We start from the raw sequence: 18,424 nt of genomic DNA on the forward strand, positions 1-18,424 counted from the left end.
GAGGGGGGTTATTCAGGCGTCTCGGTCCCTTGCGGCATCAGGTTCCAATGCAGCTTGCGACGCAACGTGGTGAAGAAGCTGTAACCCTCGGGATGCAGGAAGCGGATGGTGTGCGGCGCGCGGCGAACCACGATACGGTCGCCCGGCTGCAGATCGGACCAGGTCTGCATATCGAAATGACAGGATGCGCCGCTTTCGACGCGGCCCATGGCCGTGACGGTCATGCTCAGCTCGCTGGTGACCGGCAGGGCTATGGGGCGGTTGGACAGCGTTTGCGGCGCCACGGGCACCAGCAGCATGGCCGCGATGCCCGGATGCAGAATGGGGCCGTTGGCCGACAGCGCATACGCGGTGGACCCTGTGGGCGTGGCGACGATCAGGCCGTCGGCACGCAGGGTGTACATGAATACGCCATCGAGTTCGACGCGCACTTCGATCATGCCGCCGCGGCCAGCGCGATTCAGCACCACATCGTTCAAGGCCACCGCCGAGTACATTTCCTTGTCGCCACGCAGGATGCTGCCTTGCAGCAGCAGCCGGTCCTCGGCGACGAAATTGCCCTCCAGCACGCGAGCCAGGGCATTCTGAGCGTCCTGCAGCGGGATGTCGGTGATGAAGCCCAGGCGGCCGTGGTTGACGCCGACCAGCGGAACGCCGAAAGGCGCCAGGTAGCGCGCCGCGCCCAGCATGGTGCCGTCGCCACCCATGACGATGGCCAGCGCGGCCTGCTTGCCGATCTCGTCCAAGGTGGCGACCGGGTATTCGCTCAGGCCAGTGTTGCGGGCCGTATCGGCTTCGACCAGTACCGAGCGGCCAGCTTGCGTCAGCATGTGGGCGAGCGCGCGCAGAGGCGCGTCCAGCCCTGTGTCCTGGTGCCTGCCGATCAACGCGACGGTGGGAAAATGCATGGTCTAGCGCCGTAATAGATCAAAATGCGGGATCGAAATTCGAAGCAATTTGCATCGATTATATGGGGCCATATTTGCCTTTGCTGGACAAAATTGGCATCGTTGTAAAAAGATTCCTTAGAATAGCGCCATGGACGACCGAGCACGCGCACTACTCAAGGCGTTGATTGAACGCTACATCGCTGATGGCCAACCGGTCGGCTCACGGACGCTGTCTAAAGTTTTCGACCTGTCTCCGGCCACTATACGCAATGTCATGGCGGACCTGGAAGAGTCCGGCCTGATCCACAGCCCCCACACGTCCTCCGGCCGCGTGCCGACGCCGCGCGGCTATCGCCTGTTCGTCGATTCCCTGCTGGCGGTGCGCGGCTACGAAATACAGCCCGCCAACATGAGCGAGATGCTGGCGGCCGCGGGCCCGACCCGGGCGGTCAATGCCGCGGCGGCGCTGCTGTCCAACCTGACCCAGTTCGCCGGCGTGGTGTTGACGCCCAAGCGCACCCAGGTGTTCCGCCAGGTCGAATTCATCCGTTTGTCGGACAAGCGGGTGCTGCTGATCATCGTCACGCCCGACGGCGACGTGCAGAACCGCATCCTCTACGTGCAACGCGATTACGCGGAGCATGAACTGATCGAGGCGGCCAATTTCTTCAACGTCCATTTCGGCGGCAAGTCCTTCGATGCGGTGCGCCGCACCCTGTCGACGGAATTGGCGCAACTGCGCGAGGACATCTCGCGCCTGATGCAGGCGGCGGCCGAGGCCGGCGCCGAGGCGGTGGGCGAAGGCGACGAAGTCGTCATCTCGGGCGAGCGCAAGCTGCTGGACGTGACCGACATCGCGTCCGACATGGATCGCCTGCGCAAGATGTTCTCCCTGTTCGAGAAAAAGACCGACCTGCTGATGCTGCTGGACGTGTCCAGCCGCGCACAGGGCGTGCAGATCTATATAGGTGGTGATTCCCAGCTGATGCCGGTCGAGGAAGTCTCGGTCATTACCGCGCCCTATGGCGTGGACGGCAAGGTGGTGGGCACGCTGGGCGTGATCGGTCCCACTCGCATGGCCTACGAACGTGTCATTCCCATCGTCGACATCACGGCCCGCCTGTTGTCCAACGCCTTGAGCCATAACCAATAACGCGAGCGCCGGCGCCAGCGCGCGGGGTGCTGGGGCGGCGCCCACAAAGAGGTGACAGTGTTTCTGCGCGCGTTCAAATATATCTGGCCGGAACGCTTCCTGCCGGAAGCCGAGCAACAAGATCCCTTCGCTGAACAGACACCGACGGGCCCCGGCAAGACGGGGGTCCTGGTGGTCAACCTGGGCACGCCGGACGAACCCACGGCGCCTGCCATCCGGCGTTATCTGGCGGAATTCCTGTCGGACCCACGAGTCATCGAGATCCCGCGCTATCTTTGGAAGCCCATCCTGCATGGGATGGTGCTGCGGCGCCGGCCGCAACGCCTGGCGCCCCGCTATCGGGAAATCTGGATGGACGGCGGGTCGCCGCTGCTGGTCTACAGCCAGCGGCAGGCGCAAGGGCTGGCCGGCCTGCTGGCGCAGCGGGGCCTGCAAGTCGAAGTCGAACTGGGGATGCGCTACGGCAATCCGTCGATTCCGGCGGCCATCGACCGCCTGCGGGCCCGTGGCTGCGAACGGATACTGGTGGTGCCTTTGTATCCCCAATATGCCGCCAGCACCACCGCCACGGTGGTGGACGCGGTTGGGCGGCACGTGGGGCGTTTGCGTAACCAGCCCGAGCTGCGCTTCATCAAACGCTTCCACGACGATGCCGGCTATCTGGAAGCCCTGGTCGCGCGCATCGAATCCTACTGGCGTGAACATGGCCGACCCGAGAAGCTGCTGATGAGCTTCCACGGTTTGCCGCGCTACTCGATCGAGCTGGGCGACCCCTACTACCAGGACTGCCTGCGTACCGGGCGCCTGCTGCGCGAGCGGCTGGGCCTGATGCCTGAACAGGTGGAGGTGACCTTCCAGAGCCGCTTCGGGGCGGCGCGCTGGCTGGAACCGTACACCGAGCCGACCCTGCGCGAATTGGCGCGGCAGGGGGTGAAGCAGGTCGACGTGGTGTGCCCGGGTTTCCTGGCGGACTGCCTGGAAACCCTGGAGGAGATCGGCCAGGAGTGCCGCGATGCCTTCCTTCATGAAGGCGGCGAACGCTACCGTTACATCTCCGCCCTCAATGACGATGCCGTCTGGGTGAACGCCTTGGCCGACCTGGTCCAACGCAACCTCCAGGGCTGGCCGGCCCTGAAGTGAACTAAAGCACCCTTCAGGGCGTGCGCCGCAGCACCTGGCCAGGCCGGGCACCGGTGGCGGCGCCCTCGCGCCACACTGCCTGGCCGTTGGTCCACACGCCAAGGATGCCCACCGACGCCGCCACCGGCTGTGCGAAAGTGGCGCGGTCTTCCACCTGGCCCGCGTCCAGCAGCACCAAGTCCGCCGGGGCGCCTTCGCGCAGCACGCCGCGGTCGGCCAGACCAAAGCGGGCCGCCGTCAGGCCGGTCATCTTGTGTACCGCTTTCTCCAAAGCGAACAGGCCCAGGCCGCGGCCGTAATGCCCCAACACCCGCGGGAAGGTGCCCCACAAGCGCGGGTGCGGCTTCTCGTCGTGCGGCAGGCCGTCGGAACCGATCATGGTGTCGTCGAACTGCAGGATGCGCCGCACGTCGGCGTCGTCCATGCGGAAATAGATACCGCCGGCGGGTTGCAGGCGATCGACCGCCTCATGCAGCCCGCAACCCAGTTCGCGCGCGATCTCGTCCAGGTCAAGGCCCGCATATTGCGGCAAGGCGCGCGACCACGTGACGATGACGCGCGCGGCGCCCTCGACGTTGTCGTGCGTCAGGATGGTGGATGAGGCATTGTAGGGATAGCAATCCAGGCAGATGGCCTGCTGCTTCATCTGCTCGCTGATGCGGGCCAGGGTCTGCACGGAACGCCCGTGGTTGGCCGTGCCCGTCACCTTATGGTGGGAAATGACGATGGGCACGCCCAGCTCCCGGCCTATCCTGAAACTCTCCTCCAAGGACGCCATGACGGCATCGCCCTCGTCGCGCATATGCGTGCAATACAAGCCCTGACGCGCGGTGAGCGGGCGGCATACTTCGATCACTTCTTCGGTGCTGGCCGCCGCCGCCGGCGCGTAGGCCAGGCCGGTGGACACGCCTATGGCCCCTGCCTCCATGGCCTCCTCCACCCGGTCCCGCATGCGCGCGATTTCGTCGGGCCGCGCGGGCCGGCCAAGATCATCCATCTCGATGACGCGCAGATTGGTGTGCCCGACCAGCATCGCGCAATTGGTGGCGGCAGGCTGCTCGCGCAGGCCGTCCAGATAATCACGGAAGCCGGGATAGCGGTACCAGCGGCCGCTGCCGTCCAGCAGATCCAGCGGCGGGACGGGCACGCCATTGCGCATCGGCGGCATGGGCGCGAGCGAGATCCCGCAGTTGCCACCGATGATGGTGGTGACACCCTGGCTGACCTTGGGCGTCATGTCACCGGCGGAAAGCATGACCCGGTCGTCATGGGTATGGGCATCGATGAAGCCAGGCGTGACGGTCAGGCCGCCCGCGGCTATCTCCTCGCGGCCGCGCGCGCCGGCCAGGTCGCCGATGCGCGCGATCTGGCCGCCGTCGATGGCCACATCCGCCGTGTAGCGCGGTGCGCCGGTGCCGTCCACCACGTCCGCGCCGCGGATCAGGATGTCGTAGGTATTACCCGAGAAAGCGCCGCTCATCACTTGCCTTCCTTCTTGAGATTCCAGAACACGGTCACCGGCGCGGGCAGGATGCCGGTCAGCCGGGCGCTGTAGGCGGCCGGAATCTGGAACTGGCCCAGGGGCGCGACCACGCCTTCGTCGATCGCCAGTTTCTGGATCTGCGCGGCGATCTGCTTGCGTTCGCCGGCGTCGGCGGACTGCGCGTACTTCAGGCGCAGGGCCTCGATCTCCGGCACGTCGGGCCAGCCGGCCCAGGCCTTCTTGCCGTTGGCCGACAATGTCGTGTTGCCGAAGGGATCGCCGCTGCTCGCCAGGATGCTGTAGGTGGCGAAGATGTTCCATCCGCCCTCGTCCGCTGGCTTCTGGTTGTTCTGCTGCGTCACCGCCGTCTGCCAATCCATGGCCTTCATCTTCACGTTGAAGCCCGCCTTGCGCAACGCGGCGCCGATGACCACGGGTTGCGCGGACACCATGGCGATATCGGTAGGCTGCAACACCACCACCGGCGTGCCGTCGTATTTCGCTTCCTTCAACAGAGCCTTGGCCTTGTCCAGACTGGACGGAATCACCCAATCCGCGCCGTAGTCATTGCCGTTGGGGTTGCCGCAACCCATCACGGCCGCGCAGGTCTTGTAGTACTTGGGATTGCCGACCAGGGCCTTGAGTACATCTTCCTGGCCGACGGCCGCCAACGCCGCCTGGCGCACCAGCTTGTTGTCAAACGGCGGGTGCAGGTGGTTCATGCGGAAGTAGGTCCAGGCGCCCAGCTTGTCGATCACGTCTACCTTCAGGCCATCGTTGTTCTCGACCATGGGCAAGAGGTCGAAGGGCACCTGCTGGACAAAGTCCACCTCCTTGTTGACCAGGGCATTGAGCGCCGTCATCTGGTCGGAGATTCCCACCCATTCCACCCGGTCGACGTTGACCACCTTGCCGCCGGCCGTCCAGCTGGGCGGCTCGCTGCGCGGCACGTAGTCCTTGTTCTTCTCGTAAACCACCTTCAAACCCGGCTTGAACTCGGCCGCGACGAACTTGAACGGGCCGGAGCCGATGAACTCCGTGATGGATTGGGACGCCGGCGTATCGGCAATGCGCTTGGGCATCATGAAGGCGGGCCGCGAGCTGATCTTGGACAGGCCTTCCAGCAGCAGGGACGTGGGCTGCTTGAGCACGATCCTGAAATGGCTGGCGTCGACGGCTTCCATGCTTTGCACCAGGGTCAGCAACACCTGGCCCGTCGCATCGACGCTGGCCCAGCGGTTGATGGACGCGATGCAGTCTTCCGACGTGACCGGCTTGCCGTCGTGCCACTTCAGGCCGTCGCGCAAGGTGAAGGTATAGGTTTTCTGATCGTCGCTGACCTGCCAGCTGGCCATCTGCGGCTGTATCTTGAAATGCTCATCCACGCCCAGCAGCGTGTCGTAGATCATGTAGCCATGATCGCGCGTCAGGAAGGCGGTGGTCAGGATGGGGTCCACCACCCGCAGGCCCGACTGCATCACGGCGGTGACGGTCTGGGCCTGCGTGGCGGGTGCCGCCAGCATGGCGCCGGCCAGTGCCGCGGCCACGAAAACATGACGGACGTTCCGCCGCAAATCGAGTTTCAGCTTCATGATGGATTCCCTTGTCGTTGCTTATGGCGTTGCTAGTGTCGTTAGTCATCCGGCTATGCTGCCGGTTGGGGATTCAGTCTCATGCCTCGCTGCGGCATGAGTGGAAAACGTGGATCAGGACAGCTTGAACAGATGGTCGGCGATAAGCGATGGCCGCCGCGCGATGCGGTCGGCCAACAAGCCCGCGCTGCCGGTGGCCAGCGTGAATCCCAGGCCCCCGTGGCCGGCGTTCAGCCACAGGTTGCAATACGGCGTGGCGCCGATCAGCGGCTTGCTGTCCGGACGCGCCGGCCGCAATCCTGCCCATTCCTTGGGTGCGCCAATCTCATTGAGTCGAGGCAGGTAACGGCGCACCTGCGCCTTCAGGCTGGCGATGCGGCATCGGTCAACACCGGCGCAAACGGAGCCGATGTCCACCATGCCCGCCACGCGCAGGCGATTGCCCAGGCGCGCGTAGACCACCTTGTTGTGGACATCGCTGAGGCTGGTGCGTGGCGCCCGGCTGGTTTCGCCAAGGTCATACGTCAGGCTGTAGCCCTTGAGTGGATAGATCAGCGGATTGAAACCCAGCTTGCGGCACAGCCCCTGGGCGCCCACGCCGTTGGCGATGACATAGCCCTCGGCTTCGAGCGTGCCGGCACTGGTCTGCGCCGCGGTGATCCGCCCTGCTTCCGTGCGCAAACCATCCACGCGGGTGGAGAAATGAAAACGCACGCCGGCCTCGCGCGCCAGCCATCCTTGCAGGGCGCCGCACAAGGCCAGGCAATCGCCCGCGTCCTCGCTGGCGGTATAAATGCCGCCCACCACCCGGTCGGCGATATCGCTCAAGGCGGGTTCCAGCGCCAGGCACTCGGCGCGCGTCAGGGCCTGCTGCCGGCTGCCGAGGCCGGATTGATAATCCATCAGGATGCGCGCCTCCTTGAAGGCCTGCGCATCCTGATAGACCAGCAGTTTGCCGCTGGACGCGAAATCGAAGCTCAGGCCCTCGCGGGCCACCAGTTCGTGCATCAGACGGCGGCTGTGCAGGCCCAGCTGCAACAGCTCGGCAGTGGTCCGGTCAGCCGTATCGCGGCGGCAGGCGCCCAGGAAACTCAAGGCCCAGCGCCATTGCGCGGGATCGGCTCGCAGACGCAGGCGCAGCGGCGAATCGGGCTGCGTCAGCCAGGCGGGAAGCTTGCGCAGGACGCCCGCGTCCGCCAGGGGGGCGACGAAGCTGTAGCTCAGTTGCGCGCCGTTGGCCTGGCTGGTGCCGATGCCGGCGCGCGCCGCGCCGTCGACCACCGTGACGGCATGCCCTTCGCGGGCCAGGGCATACGCTGAAGTCAGGCCGATGATGCCGGCGCCTATCACAAGGATATCCATGGTGTCAGGCCTCATCCCTGCCGGGGTTTGGTTCCTGGCCCCGGCCTGGACTTGGCTCGGGACCGGCCTGTGCGCGCGCCGCTTCCAGGTCAGCCAGCGGCGTGTCGCGCAGATTCTCTGGCAGATTCCCCACCATGCCTTCCAGCGCCGCATAGAGACGCGCCCAGCCTTCATTGGTGCGCAAGGGCACGCCCAGGAAGTGGCTCTCCGTCTTCGAGCGCAGCATCAGATACAGCACGCCGGCCAGCATGATGCTGACCTGGGCCGGCACGTCGGCTTCGTCGGTAAGCCCGTCGACGCGATCGATGAAAGCGCGCGCCGCCCGCTCACGCCGGCCCGCCAGCTGGGCCGTCACCTCGTTGCTCTCGATCAGCTCCCAGCGCCGGATTTCGCGCAGGATTTCATTGCTGCCCAGCGCTTCGATCTGTGCATGCAGCATGGCCAGGATCAAGTCGGCGGGCGGGCGCGGGCTGGACTCGCCCTCCTTCAACAGTTCCGAACGGCCGGTCCAGTAATCCTGTTCGCGCATCCAGGCCATCAACAGACCAGGCAGGCCGTCGAAGTAGCGGTAGATCAATTCCTTGCTGACGCCGGCCCGTTTGGCGATGGCATTCACGCCGACACCGGCCATGCCCGCTTCGCGGATCTGGTCTTCCAGGGCCTGCATGATCTGCCGTTCGGTTTGCTCACGCCGCGACATGGTGATTCCTTGGGGACTGCCAGAATGCGTGCTTAACGCTTGCGCATTGTTTGTTCATTGTTCTGTCACGCCGGGCTGCTGTCAGAGTGGATCAGCAAGATATTCTGCGCGGGGTTATCCACAGGCCAGGCCGTCCCCGCGTGGATACGCACGTACAACTCCGTCGCGGCCTTGCCCAGCAAGATGCCGTCACGCCGCACCTCGGTCGCCAGATACACCACGGTGCCGATGCGATCGAGCGCGGTCAGCGCAGGGTTGGCGGTTTCAATGGCGACGATGGCGCCCCGGGCGTCCACATGCACGCAGTCTTTGGCTGCCTGCGTCAACGGCACGGGTAGTCGCAGGGTAATGAAGGAAGGCCCGGCGGCGCTGCTCTGCAAGCGCGACCAGGCCAGTTCGCCCAGCTGCGCGGCCAGATCGCCGCGCGCGTAGATGGAGTTGTGCAGCAACCCAAGGCTGGCCGCGGGCGTGACCCGCTGGAACTCACCCAGGTCGTCGCGGCGGCGCACGCGGGCGCTATTGGCCATGCCAAGCCGGCCATGGATATCGATGGCGACCAGGCCCGCATCCGATTCGGCATGGGCTTGCAGAACGGCGTCGACCGCTTGCTGAGGGGTCTGGCGCGCGCCTGCTGAACCTGAATGGCTCAGCCGGCCGAGCGTCGCGCGATTCAGCGCCACGCCATCGTGACCGGGAAGATTGGGCAGCCGATGACCGGTGACCAGGCCCACGCCATCGGCGCCGGCAAGGAATTGCGTTAAGGGTTCGGGGCGATCGGGACCGCTGGAAATGATCGCGGCCACGCGCGCGTCGCGCCACGCCGCGGGCATGTCCAGCGCGGTGACCCCGCCCCTTTGCGTGACGCGGTATTGCACCACGCCAGCCGCATCGAGCACGGCCAGGACGGCGAAACCGCCAATGGCGCCTCGTCCCAGCAACTCCGCGCCCAGCACCGCGTCATACACGGCCGCGCCGGCGTGGTCTCCGAACGCCGCAACGCCTATGGTCATGGTAAACGCCCAAAATGTGACCACATGGTCACATGGCGATGCTAGCACCGGCTTTCCGCTGCTAACAAGCCCGGTGAAAACCCGGATAGCGGGCGCGTTTCGAGGGGATCAGGCGGGTCGGCGCACCACGCGGATCTTGCCGCTGTTGCCGCCGCCGCAGTAGAACAGGTCGGCGCCGTCGGACTCCAGGCCGGAGACGTGCGCGCCGTCCGGCATCTGCAAGCTGACCTGTACCGCGCCGGTCGTGGGATCGATGCGGCGCAGTTCGCTGTGGTCGTCTTCCCAGGTGCCGTGCCACAACTGCTTGTCGACCCAGCTCACGCCAGTCACGTGGCGATCGCAATCCAGGGTGCGCAGTACCTTGCCGTTGGCGGGATCGACCTGCAGTATCTTGCGGTTCTGGTAGAGGCCTATCCACAAGACGCCTTCGGCCCAGGCCATGCCGGACGCGCCGGCGGGCGCGGGAATGGAGCTCAGGACCTCGCCGGATTGGGGGTCGATCTTGCGGATGTTTTCATCGGCGATCTGATACAGGTGACGGCCATCGAAGGCCGTGCCGGCGGACGCAGGCACATCCAGTGTGCGCACGGTCTGTCCGCTATCCGGATCGAGCGCGTGCAGGTGTTCGCCCGAGGCGAACCAGACGTGGTGGCCGTCGTAGGTCAGGCCATGCACGGCGGTAACGCCGGGCATGGGACCGTACTCACGAGTGATTTCAGCGGTGGATCGTTTCATGTGCTCGCTCCTTGGTGTGCGTGAGTTCATGCTACGGGGGCCGCGGGTGCGTCCGTGAGTAAAAAGTTTGTCGCGATATCGGACGGTAGCGGTGCGGTCCAGCGTCTGGCGCGGCCCCGGCCCAGCGGACGGACCCTGCCCTGCGTGGCCAGGGTATCCAGCGCTCGCTGCAAGGTACGTTGACTGACGCCTAGCGCCAACGCAAGCGCGGAGCTGGACCAGGCCTCGCCGTCGGCCAGCAAGGCGAGGACGGCGTCATTGGGGGTTTCGACGGCAGGTGTCAGCACCGCCACGGCGTAAGCCGACCGCGGCTCGCGCCCGGCGGACGGCGCGCCCAAGGAAGCATGGACAGGCGATGGCGGAACCGGCGTCGTGGCCGACGAGGCCATCGCTGATGGAACGGCGCGGACATGCGTCGGCCCCGGATCCAGCACATAACCCGCGGCGGTTGCGCGGACGCCGGCCAGCGGCCGCAGCGCGGCGCGCAGACGGCCGATCTCCACGCGCAGGCGGGCCCGGTAGCTGTCGTCGGCGGCCTTGCCCCGAAAGACGCGCCGCACCAGCACGGCACGCGGCACGTCACCCGGCCACGCTTCGCCCAGCGCGCGCGCCAGCGCGAAAAGCATGGGACGGCGGGCCAGCGTCACCACCACGTTGCCGGCCTGGACCACGTGGCGGCAACCGTCGATGACCACGGTCCGCGCATTCAACAGCGTCTCCACCTCGTCCAGCGACACCGGACGAGTGACGCCGTTCGTGTTCAGGCATGCGGCAGTTGCGGCAAGGATCTGCCGCTGCGCCTCCACTTCGGCGCTCAGGGCAGCGATGCCGGACTTGCTGGCCGCGCTCGCCGCGCGATTCAGCGCCAGGCGCGCGGACTGGGCCCGCATTTGCCGCAGCGCGATGCCGGCCTGCAGCAAGGCATGGAGCGCCTGCAGCGCGGGGGATAAGGAAACGGGATCGACCGCCAGCAGGTCGACACGCGCCTGCTCGATTGCGCCTGTCAGCAGGCGGTGGCGCGCCTGCAGCAATCTTGCGTAGATGGCATTTGCACGGTCGCCATGGCTCTCGAAAAGCGCGCACGCGTCGTCGAGGATCTGTCCCAGTCCGGCCAGCTTGCGCGTCGCCAGTGCGATCTCCGCTTCGACCAGCCGGCAGCGTGCCCGCGCCAAGGACGCCTTGGGACTGAAGGCACGCGCCGCGCGGCGCACCAGGGCACGGGCGCGGTCCATATCGCCCATCTGCGCCATGGCAATGCCGCGCAAGGCCAGCGCGGCGGCATCGTCACGCAAGGCCACGCGGTTCAGGGCACTAAGGGGATCGCCCGCGGCCAGGGCGCGGGCCGCGGCCTCGATGCAGGGCTCCATCCATCCTCCGCGACGGCTGCCTCGTCATCGCTGGACGTGGCCTTGCGCCAATCTAGCATAGGCAGCCGACGGCGCGGAGGGGGATTACCAGCGGTAGCGCAGGTTGGCCAGGACCGTGCGTTCATTGCCCCAGTAGCAAGCGGTAGGACCGGGGCAATTGACCACGTACTTGCGGTCGAACAGGTTGGACACGTTGAGCGATATGTCGGCGCCGCGCAGCGTTTGCGTCATGCGGCCCAGGTCGTAGCGCAACGCCGCGTCCACCAAGGTGACGCCTTTCAGCTCATGCGTATTGTTCAGGTCGCCATAGACGCCGCTGCGATAGCGCACGCCGGCGCCCATGCCCAGGCCAGCCAGCGGCCCTTGCTGCAAGGTGTAGTCCAACCACATCGCGGCTTGATGCTTGGGCACGAAGATCATGCGGTTGCCCACCTGCCCTGTCGTATCGGCGGCGTTGGTCTTGGTGATTTCGCTGTCGGAATAGGCATACGACGCCGTCAGGTCCAGGCCCCGCGCCAGGCGCGCCTTGGCTTCGAGCTCCAGGCCCTGGATACGCACCTGGCCGGTCTGCACGCTGTAGCTGGTGTTGACGGGATCGGGTGCGCTGACATTGTCTTGCACGATCTGGAACAGCGACGCCGTGTACAGGCTTTCGGTGCCCGCGGGCTGGAACTTGACGCCGGCTTCGTACTGCTCGCCCGTGGTGGGCTTCAAGGTGGCCCCGGTGCGCGTGGTGCCGGCGACCGGCTGGAAGGACGTGGAGTAGCTGAGGTACGGCGTCACGCCTTCGTCGAAGCGATACGCGGCGGCGACCCGGCCGGTGAAGCGATTCGCATGCGCGTCCACGCCGGTATCCGTGCCGCTGGCAAGCCAGGTGTCGGTATGCGTGGTGGTCCAGTCCTGCCGGCCCGCCACGGTCAGGCGCAGCTTGCCGAAATCGGCCTGGTCCTGGGCATAGATGCCGACCTGGTCGCGTCGCTGGTTGATGATGGTGGCATCGGGGGGCGCGTGCAGATCCAGATTGCCGTAGTCCGGGTTGTACAGATCGAACAGCGCGTAGCTCCGACCCGAGGTCAGGATCTGCAGCTGGCTTTCCACGAAGCGCGACTGCTCCTTGAGGTAATCGAAGCCCAAGGTCAGGTTGTGCTCCGACTCACCCAGCTTGAAACGCGCGTTGGCCTGGTTGTCGATCTGGAAGGCACGGGCTTTTTCGGGGAAGGCCCAGGCGTAGCGCACGGCCTGCGTGTCGGTGGCCATCAGGCCGATCTGGGTGCGCCGCGAGTTGGAGTCGACATTGCTGACCCGCGCGGTTTGGCGGAACGACCACACATCGTTGGCGCGGTGATCCAGCGTATAGCCCAGCAAGGTCTGGCGGTTCGTGTAGCGGTCGTAGTCCGGGTCGCCCACATAGCGGTCGCGGGGAATCCGTCCCTTGGAGCTGGCTTCCGCGGTGCCGATATAGGGCAGCACCGGCGCGCCGCCGCCACCGTTGGATTCGATGTGCTGGTACTGCGCCGAGATATTCAGCTGCGTGTCCGGCGACAGCTTCCACGTGAAGCTGGGCGCGATGAAGGCGCGCTTGTCGTCGATGTAGTCGTACTGCGTGTCGGATTTCAAGCCCACGCCGGTGATCCGGTACAGGAATTTGCCCTCTTCATCCGCCGGACCAGAGAAATCGAAGCTGGTCTGCGCGCGTCCGTAGCTGCCGGTCTGCAGGCCGATTTCGTTCAGGCGTTCTTCGGTCGGCCGCTTGCTGGTCATGGCCAGGATGCCGCCCGGGCCGCTTTGGCCGTACAGGCCGGACGACGGCCCCTTCAGGACCTCGATACGCTCCAGGCCATAGGCTTCGATGCGCGGCTGCGCATAGCCCCGGATGCCGAAAGGCAGCACCAGGCCATCCAGATAGCGCTGTGGCGTGAAGCCACGCACCGTCAGCCAGTCATACCGAACATCGGTGTCGGCGTACTGTCCCACCACGCCGGGCGTGTAGCGCAGGGCCTGGACGACGGAGTTCGAGCCCTGGCGGTCCATTTCGGTGCGCGTCACCACGTTGATGGTCTGCGGCGTGTCCAGGATGGCGGTATCCGACTTGGTGGCCGAGCGGCTGCGCGTGGCGGCGTAGGCGTCACCCAGCGTGGCCGAGGCGGCGCCCGCGCCCTGCACCGTCACCACGGGCAGCGTGGTGCTGTGGCTGGTGTCCGGCGTGGCGGTTTGCGCCTGTACGGCGCCGGCCCAGACGGCCATTCCCGCCAGCGCCACGACCATTGCGTGCCGCGCATAGGTCGGCGTCCAAGCGGTCCGGCCTTGGCCGCCAGCAAGAGCGAGTGCGGACTCGCGGATGAATTCAGGATATTGCTCGGCCACCAGGATCCCCAACACTGAGAAGAAATAAACGATAATGATTGCTAATTCGGACACGAATCATTACAGAATTCTTTTGGCCGCGCTGACGGATTCGCGGCCGCCATGAACGGATTCCGGTCCACGCAACGGTTTTTTCGCCAGTCCCATGCTCCCTCCCCCAAGCCTGTACAGCGCGCCGCGTCTGACCCACGAATGGTGGCGCGACACATTGCCCACGGTTCCCGCCACCGACGACTGGGAACGCACCATCGCATTGGTCGACCGCATCGACGAAGGTGTCAGCCTGGTCGTGCTGAAGGGCCGCCCCGAGTCCGGCCTGTGGCTGCCGTCGCCGGGGACGGAGGTCTTCGGCATGCAGATATGGCTATCGCCGGGCGGTCAGGTGGGCTTCGACCAGGGCCCCCAGGCCACCCCTCGGGCAGGCGATCTGGTGTTGTTCGAGCATGCGGGTCCTCTGGGCAGCCTGACGCACGTGCCGGCCGGCACTGACGTGCACGTGGTGGATGTGCGGTTTACGCCTGCGGCGCTGCGCGCGCATGGCGCGCTGGAATGGGCCGCAGGGCTGCAAACGCCGCCGGCGCGCGACTACAGCCCGCCCAGCCAGGGCGGCATGCTGGCCCTGCGCGCGGCGCCGCCGGCCCTGCTGGCGGCGGCGACCGGCATATTGGCGCCGCCGGTCCGTACCCGGCAGGCCCAGGCCTTGTGGCGGCGAGCGCGGGTCTATGACATGTTGGCGCTGGTCACCGACCTGATCGCCGCGCGTGACGCAACGCCTGTTGCCCTGGACGCCCGGACGATGCAGCAGCTGGATCAGGCGCAGCAGGCCTTGCGCCAGGATCTGGGCCACCCCTGGCTGGTCGCGAGCCTGGCCAAGCATGTGGGACTGCCGGAGAAGCGCCTGCAGGCGGCGTTCCGGCGCAGGGCGGGCATGTCGGTCTATGCGTACCTGCGCAAGCTGCGGCTGGACACCGCGGCCGATCTTTTACGCGGCGGCGCCAGCGTGACGGACGCGGCGATCAGTGTGGGCTTTCCCAACCTGAGCCATTTCAGCAAGAGCTTTCGCGACCACCATGGCGTGCCGCCCGGCCTTTGGCGCCAGGCGGCGGAGGCTGAAGCGGCCTGATCAGGCCTCGCGGCTGAAGGGCGCGCGGCCTAGCGTGCCGAGCAGGTCGGTCTGGGAGATGATGCCGGCGACCCGGCCGGAGGCATCGGTGACGATGACGGCATGGGTGCGGCCATCGGTGAGCACCGGCAGCAGCGTGGCGGCGGGCTGGTCGGCATCCGCCGTTTGCGCGGATGCCAGGATGTCGGCCACGGTGACGGCTGGGCGCAGCAGGTCGCGCAGCCCTATCGTGCCAAGCAGGTGGCCATGTTCATCCAGCACCGGCAGCGTGCGGATGTCGTGGTCCAGCAGCAGTGCCTGCGCATGAGCGGGCGTGGCATCCGGACGCACGGAGATGACGTCGCGCGACATGATGTCCTCGCAGCGCAAATCGGCATGCGTGCGCACCAGCGCCTGCACTTCGATTTCGTGCAGCAGTTGCTGCAGATCCTGGGGGGCGATGTCGAAAGTGGTGCCCAGTCTGGCAAGTGCCGCATCGACGTCTTCCTGGCGTGGCCCCACCCGGTCGGCGGGCGCCGGATCGGTCGTGCCATGGGGATTGACGACGGGGGCCGGCCGATGCGGATAGGGCCGGCGCGTCAGCCTGTGAAAGAAAATCCCCAGCAGCACCAGGATGCAGGAGTTCAATCCCACCGGCACCAGGGGGAACAATGCGCCCCATTTGGCGACGGCCGGGCCACCCAGGGCCACGGTCAGCGCGGCGGCGCCGCCCGGCGGATGCAGGCAACGGGCGATCGACATGATGCCGATGCCGAAGGCCACCGCGGCGCCCGCGGCCATGATGGGATTGGGAATGATCTGTCCGGCAGCGTAGCCCGCGAAGGCCGAGAGCGTATTACCGCCGATGATGGCCCAAGGCTGCGCCAACGGGCTGGAGGGCACGGCGAACAGCAGCACCGCCGAAGCGCCCATGGGGGCGACCAGCAAGGGCAGTTGCGGGCCGTTGCCCAGCATCACCGCGCAGATCAGGCCGGTCAGCCCAATGCAGGCCAGCGCGCCTATGCAGCCGATGAAGCGCTCGCGCGCGGTGGCGCCCGCGAGCATGGGGTGGAAGAAACGCAGCCGCCCTTGGGGGGGCGGTTTGGAAGAAGGAGGTAGCAGCGGATTCATAATGATCTGAACTGCCGCGCAGGTGGGGGGAATGAAGCCTGCCCTCGCAGTTCTGCCCGTAGGGGCCGCTGGATTATTGAGGATAGTGCGGGGAGAAGCAAATAAGGCGTTCGGGGGGTGGGCGCTTTGGGCGCAAAAGCGCGAGCGCCAGGCAGGGGATTTCGAGGTGCTGGTTAATGAGGCCGATTGAGAGCATCGACGACCGCAAGCTTGTCTGCGGCCTCGTCAGGCAGTGATGGTGACATGGTCATGGAAATTTTCTCTGGTTGTACCGGCGGCTTCGACATGAAGCCGTTCCCGGCATCGGCGCGCCTGCACGCGCCCACTGTGGGTACGACGGCTATTCGAGGTCGGCATCGATGCGTTCGATGAGGCCGTTAGCGTTGGTCTTGATCTTGAGCGCGCCAGTTTCGTGACCAAAGTCGCCCGTGTAATCGAGGCGTACGAGCGCTTCGGCGTCCCCCAATGGCTCGATCGACAGCAGCTTGCTGACGGTTTTATAACCAACGAAAAATTGATTGAAATAAAGGCGAATTCCTTCGATGCCAACGAATGCGTCGCCTACCGAAACATCGTCGATAACAGCATCGGACGCGAAGAGGGTCAACGCACCTTCGATATCGAAGACATTCAGGGCGCGGATGAATGTATCTACGAGCTTTTGCATAGGTTGTCCTTACATGTCGACGATGGTGGTGTCGGCGGAGTGGTAGCCATCGGGATCGCGAACCTGAGCCGCGTCGTAGCGAGGGTCACAATGCATGGTGGCGTCTCCGGTCTTCAGATGACGTAGCCGCCCGCCACTTCGATGTTCTGGGCGTTGATCCAGCGGTTCTCTTCGGACAGCAGACTGGCGATGACGCCACCGACTTCGTCCGGCTCACCGACCCGGCCAAGCGCTGTCTGCCCGGCAAGCATGGCCTCGAACTCATCGTTCAGACCACCGCCCAGTTCCGTGCGGATCGCGCCGGGAGCGACGGAATTCGCCCGGATCCGGCGCTCGCCGAATTCCTTGGCCATGTAGCGCGTCAACACCTGCAATCCGCCCTTGAAGGCTGCGTACGGCGCGACGCCAGCGGTGGCGACGCGGCTGGTCGCACTGGTAACGTTGACGATGTGGCCGCCGTCTCCGATCAGCGGAAGCAGCGCCTGAGTCAGGAAAAACGGCCCTTTGAGATGGACGTTGAACAGGCCATCGAACTGCTCCTCGCTAACGTCGTGAATCGGCGCGTAGAGCCCGTACCCGGCGTTGTTGACGAGGAAGTCGAACGTCTTCCTGTCCCATAAGGCGTTCAACTCTGCTGAAACCGCGTCGCGGAAATCGGGGAATGAGCGACTGTTGCCGACATCCAGCTTCAGAGCGACAGCCTTCCCGCCCATGTCGGCGATGGCATTCACCACGTCTTGGGCTTTTTCCGGATTGCTGTTGTAAGTGACGATCACGCCCATGCCGCGCCGCGCGCATTCGAGTGAGGTGCTGGCCCCAATGCCGCGACTGCTTCCGGTCACGATGACAATTTTCATGCTGCTCTCCCGTTCGTATAGCGTGAGGAGAGACTACGGCCTTCGATCGTCGGGGACTCACCCAATATTCCTCGAAACTTGCCTATTTCTGCTTTTGCCTTGCGCCGAGTGTTCGCGATGACCTTATGCCGGGCACGGCGGTTCCGCCGCTACCCGCGGACACGCATTTCGGCTGTCGCTCAGCGTATCGGGAAGAACGTACCGGCCAAGGTGCCGTTCTTGCCGCAATAGGGCGGACCCGATGAACCCGCGCCGGGCCGCTGTTCCTCGACGACCAGCCCATTACCCTGGCGTTGCAGGTTCAGCACCCAGTTCTTGGTGTCGACGCTCTTGACCCGCAGTGCTCGCCCTTGGCCTTGCCGGCGGCCTCCACGTTGCATGACCAGCGGCCGTCGTGTGGCTGAGCGGCCGAACCTTCATACAGGATGTCGCCGTCGGGCTTCTTCCAGAGCGTGATCTCGCCGGAGAGGTTGCGCCATCGGCCGGTAAAGCCCTTGCGTTCGGCCAAGTCCAGCGAGGCGAGAAAGGCGTCCCGGTATTTCAGGCGGCTGGCGAGTTCATCGATCGGCTTGTCTTTGTCGAACGGCTTGTCGAAGGCGTCGTCGCGCACCTTGGTGAAGTAGCGCTGGTCGCGCAACAACGCTTCGGCCGTGATGGCGTCCAGGGATTTGCGCGCTTCGTTGTAGCGCTTGGCGATGCTCGCATCGAGCGCCGCGAGTTGCGGGTTCGCGCAGATGGCTTTTTCTGCTCCCGTGCTCGCCTTGGCACAGTCGAACGACGGCACGGCCTCCGGCGCCGCCGTGGCGGTCAGGGAAAGTACGGACAGTACGGCGGCGCAGGCGGCAGGGAGTCTATTTTTGGTCAGCATGGT

Annotated in this window: 17 protein-coding genes; 3 read left to right on the forward strand and 14 right to left on the reverse strand. The window is 65.7% G+C overall.

All coding sequences use genetic code 11. The annotated features are described in order from the left end of the window. Positions 1-8: 8 nt before the first annotated feature. Complete coding sequence (locus tag ASB57_RS17130) at positions 9-908, reverse strand: NAD kinase (RefSeq protein ID WP_057653316.1); 900 nt, start codon at positions 906-908, stop codon at positions 9-11. 130 nt (positions 909-1,038) lie between these two features. Here ASB57_RS17130 and hrcA point away from each other — a divergent pair, with 130 nt between their 5' ends. Continuing rightward, a complete protein-coding gene (gene hrcA, locus ASB57_RS17135; RefSeq protein ID WP_057653317.1) occupies positions 1,039-2,043 on the forward strand; it encodes a heat-inducible transcriptional repressor HrcA in 1,005 nt (334 codons plus the stop codon). Between the two features lie 57 nt (positions 2,044-2,100). Then, positions 2,101-3,183 carry a ferrochelatase gene (gene hemH, locus ASB57_RS17140; protein WP_057653318.1) on the forward strand — a complete coding sequence of 361 codons (1,083 nt, stop codon included), beginning with the start codon at positions 2,101-2,103 and terminating at the stop codon, positions 3,181-3,183. Positions 3,184-3,196: 13 nt separating this feature from the next. Here hemH and ASB57_RS17145 read toward each other — a convergent pair whose 3' ends face one another. From ASB57_RS17145 to ASB57_RS17180, 8 genes are all read right to left on the reverse strand, one after another. Further along, positions 3,197-4,663 carry an amidohydrolase family protein gene (locus tag ASB57_RS17145; RefSeq protein ID WP_057653319.1) on the reverse strand — a complete coding sequence of 489 codons (1,467 nt, stop codon included), beginning with the start codon at positions 4,661-4,663 and terminating at the stop codon, positions 3,197-3,199. Next, entirely contained in the window at positions 4,663-6,258 is a 1,596-nt protein-coding gene (locus ASB57_RS17150) for an ABC transporter substrate-binding protein (RefSeq protein WP_156414194.1), read from the reverse strand. Before ASB57_RS17150 ends, ASB57_RS17145 begins: the two co-directional genes overlap by 1 nt. A gap of 114 nt (positions 6,259-6,372) precedes the next feature. Next, positions 6,373-7,620, reverse strand: coding sequence for a D-amino acid dehydrogenase (locus ASB57_RS17155; protein ID WP_057653320.1), 1,248 nt, complete (start codon positions 7,618-7,620; stop codon positions 6,373-6,375). 4 nt (positions 7,621-7,624) lie between these two features. Then, positions 7,625-8,320, reverse strand: a complete 696-nt coding sequence (locus tag ASB57_RS17160) for a TetR/AcrR family transcriptional regulator (RefSeq protein ID WP_057653321.1) — start codon at positions 8,318-8,320, stop codon at positions 7,625-7,627. A 65-nt stretch (positions 8,321-8,385) separates the two neighbouring features. Next, the gene (locus ASB57_RS17165) at positions 8,386-9,330 is read right to left on the reverse strand and encodes a hypothetical protein (RefSeq protein ID WP_057653322.1); all 945 of its coding nucleotides are present in this window, start codon (positions 9,328-9,330) and stop codon (positions 8,386-8,388) included. A gap of 108 nt (positions 9,331-9,438) precedes the next feature. Next, positions 9,439-10,065, reverse strand: a complete 627-nt coding sequence (locus tag ASB57_RS17170; protein WP_057653323.1) for a hypothetical protein — start codon at positions 10,063-10,065, stop codon at positions 9,439-9,441. A 26-nt stretch (positions 10,066-10,091) separates the two neighbouring features. Further along, positions 10,092-11,432 (reverse strand): hypothetical protein, encoded by a 1,341-nt coding sequence (locus ASB57_RS17175; protein ID WP_057653324.1) that lies wholly within the window; start codon positions 11,430-11,432, stop codon positions 10,092-10,094. Between the two features lie 84 nt (positions 11,433-11,516). Continuing rightward, positions 11,517-13,850: a TonB-dependent siderophore receptor gene (locus ASB57_RS17180; RefSeq protein ID WP_231755176.1), complete on the reverse strand. Its 2,334-nt coding sequence runs from the start codon at positions 13,848-13,850 to the stop codon at positions 11,517-11,519. Between the two features lie 91 nt (positions 13,851-13,941). Between ASB57_RS17180 and ASB57_RS17185 the strand changes: the two genes are divergently transcribed. Next, entirely contained in the window at positions 13,942-14,919 is a 978-nt protein-coding gene (locus ASB57_RS17185; RefSeq protein ID WP_057653325.1) for a helix-turn-helix transcriptional regulator, read from the forward strand. On the opposite strand, the gene ASB57_RS17190 is transcribed toward ASB57_RS17185, so the two are convergent. The 5 genes from ASB57_RS17190 to ASB57_RS17205 form a co-directional block, all read right to left on the reverse strand. After that, the gene (locus tag ASB57_RS17190; RefSeq protein WP_057653326.1) at positions 14,920-16,029 is read right to left on the reverse strand and encodes an HPP family protein; all 1,110 of its coding nucleotides are present in this window, start codon (positions 16,027-16,029) and stop codon (positions 14,920-14,922) included. A 340-nt stretch (positions 16,030-16,369) separates the two neighbouring features. Continuing rightward, positions 16,370-16,696 carry a nuclear transport factor 2 family protein gene (locus tag ASB57_RS17195; protein WP_057653327.1) on the reverse strand — a complete coding sequence of 109 codons (327 nt, stop codon included), beginning with the start codon at positions 16,694-16,696 and terminating at the stop codon, positions 16,370-16,372. A gap of 113 nt (positions 16,697-16,809) precedes the next feature. Next, positions 16,810-17,553, reverse strand: coding sequence for an SDR family NAD(P)-dependent oxidoreductase (locus tag ASB57_RS17200; protein WP_057653328.1), 744 nt, complete (start codon positions 17,551-17,553; stop codon positions 16,810-16,812). A 179-nt stretch (positions 17,554-17,732) separates the two neighbouring features. Beyond that, on the reverse strand, positions 17,733-17,861 hold the full coding sequence (locus ASB57_RS31745; RefSeq protein WP_255361972.1) for a hypothetical protein: 129 nt from the start codon (positions 17,859-17,861) through the stop codon (positions 17,733-17,735). Continuing rightward, on the reverse strand, positions 17,855-18,421 hold the full coding sequence (locus tag ASB57_RS17205) for a lysozyme inhibitor LprI family protein (protein ID WP_057653329.1): 567 nt from the start codon (positions 18,419-18,421) through the stop codon (positions 17,855-17,857). Before ASB57_RS17205 ends, ASB57_RS31745 begins: the two co-directional genes overlap by 7 nt. Positions 18,422-18,424 lie beyond the last annotated feature (3 nt).

The sequence above is a fragment of the Bordetella sp. N genome (assembly GCF_001433395.1).
Lineage (GTDB): Bacteria > Pseudomonadota > Gammaproteobacteria > Burkholderiales > Burkholderiaceae_B > Bordetella_C.

What these genes read in the sequence shown, in the direction of transcription:
- ASB57_RS17130 (WP_057653316.1), bottom strand. Translation starts at nt 908, where the DNA reads ATGCATTTTCCCACCGTCGCGTTGATCGGCAGGCACCAGGACACAGGG.
- hrcA (WP_057653317.1), top strand. Translation starts at nt 1,039, where the DNA reads ATGGACGACCGAGCACGCGCACTACTCAAGGCGTTGATTGAACGCTAC.
- ASB57_RS17145 (WP_057653319.1), bottom strand. Translation starts at nt 4,663, where the DNA reads ATGAGCGGCGCTTTCTCGGGTAATACCTACGACATCCTGATCCGCGGC.
- ASB57_RS17150 (WP_156414194.1), bottom strand. Translation starts at nt 6,258, where the DNA reads ATGAAGCTGAAACTCGATTTGCGGCGGAACGTCCGTCATGTTTTCGTG.
- ASB57_RS17155 (WP_057653320.1), bottom strand. Translation starts at nt 7,620, where the DNA reads ATGGATATCCTTGTGATAGGCGCCGGCATCATCGGCCTGACTTCAGCG.
- ASB57_RS17160 (WP_057653321.1), bottom strand. Translation starts at nt 8,320, where the DNA reads ATGTCGCGGCGTGAGCAAACCGAACGGCAGATCATGCAGGCCCTGGAA.
- ASB57_RS17165 (WP_057653322.1), bottom strand. Translation starts at nt 9,330, where the DNA reads ATGACCATAGGCGTTGCGGCGTTCGGAGACCACGCCGGCGCGGCCGTG.
- ASB57_RS17170 (WP_057653323.1), bottom strand. Translation starts at nt 10,065, where the DNA reads ATGAAACGATCCACCGCTGAAATCACTCGTGAGTACGGTCCCATGCCC.
- ASB57_RS17175 (WP_057653324.1), bottom strand. Translation starts at nt 11,432, where the DNA reads ATGGAGCCCTGCATCGAGGCCGCGGCCCGCGCCCTGGCCGCGGGCGAT.
- ASB57_RS17185 (WP_057653325.1), top strand. Translation starts at nt 13,942, where the DNA reads ATGCTCCCTCCCCCAAGCCTGTACAGCGCGCCGCGTCTGACCCACGAA.
- ASB57_RS17190 (WP_057653326.1), bottom strand. Translation starts at nt 16,029, where the DNA reads ATGAATCCGCTGCTACCTCCTTCTTCCAAACCGCCCCCCCAAGGGCGG.
- ASB57_RS17195 (WP_057653327.1), bottom strand. Translation starts at nt 16,696, where the DNA reads ATGCAAAAGCTCGTAGATACATTCATCCGCGCCCTGAATGTCTTCGAT.
- ASB57_RS17200 (WP_057653328.1), bottom strand. Translation starts at nt 17,553, where the DNA reads ATGAAAATTGTCATCGTGACCGGAAGCAGTCGCGGCATTGGGGCCAGC.
- ASB57_RS17205 (WP_057653329.1), bottom strand. Translation starts at nt 18,421, where the DNA reads ATGCTGACCAAAAATAGACTCCCTGCCGCCTGCGCCGCCGTACTGTCC.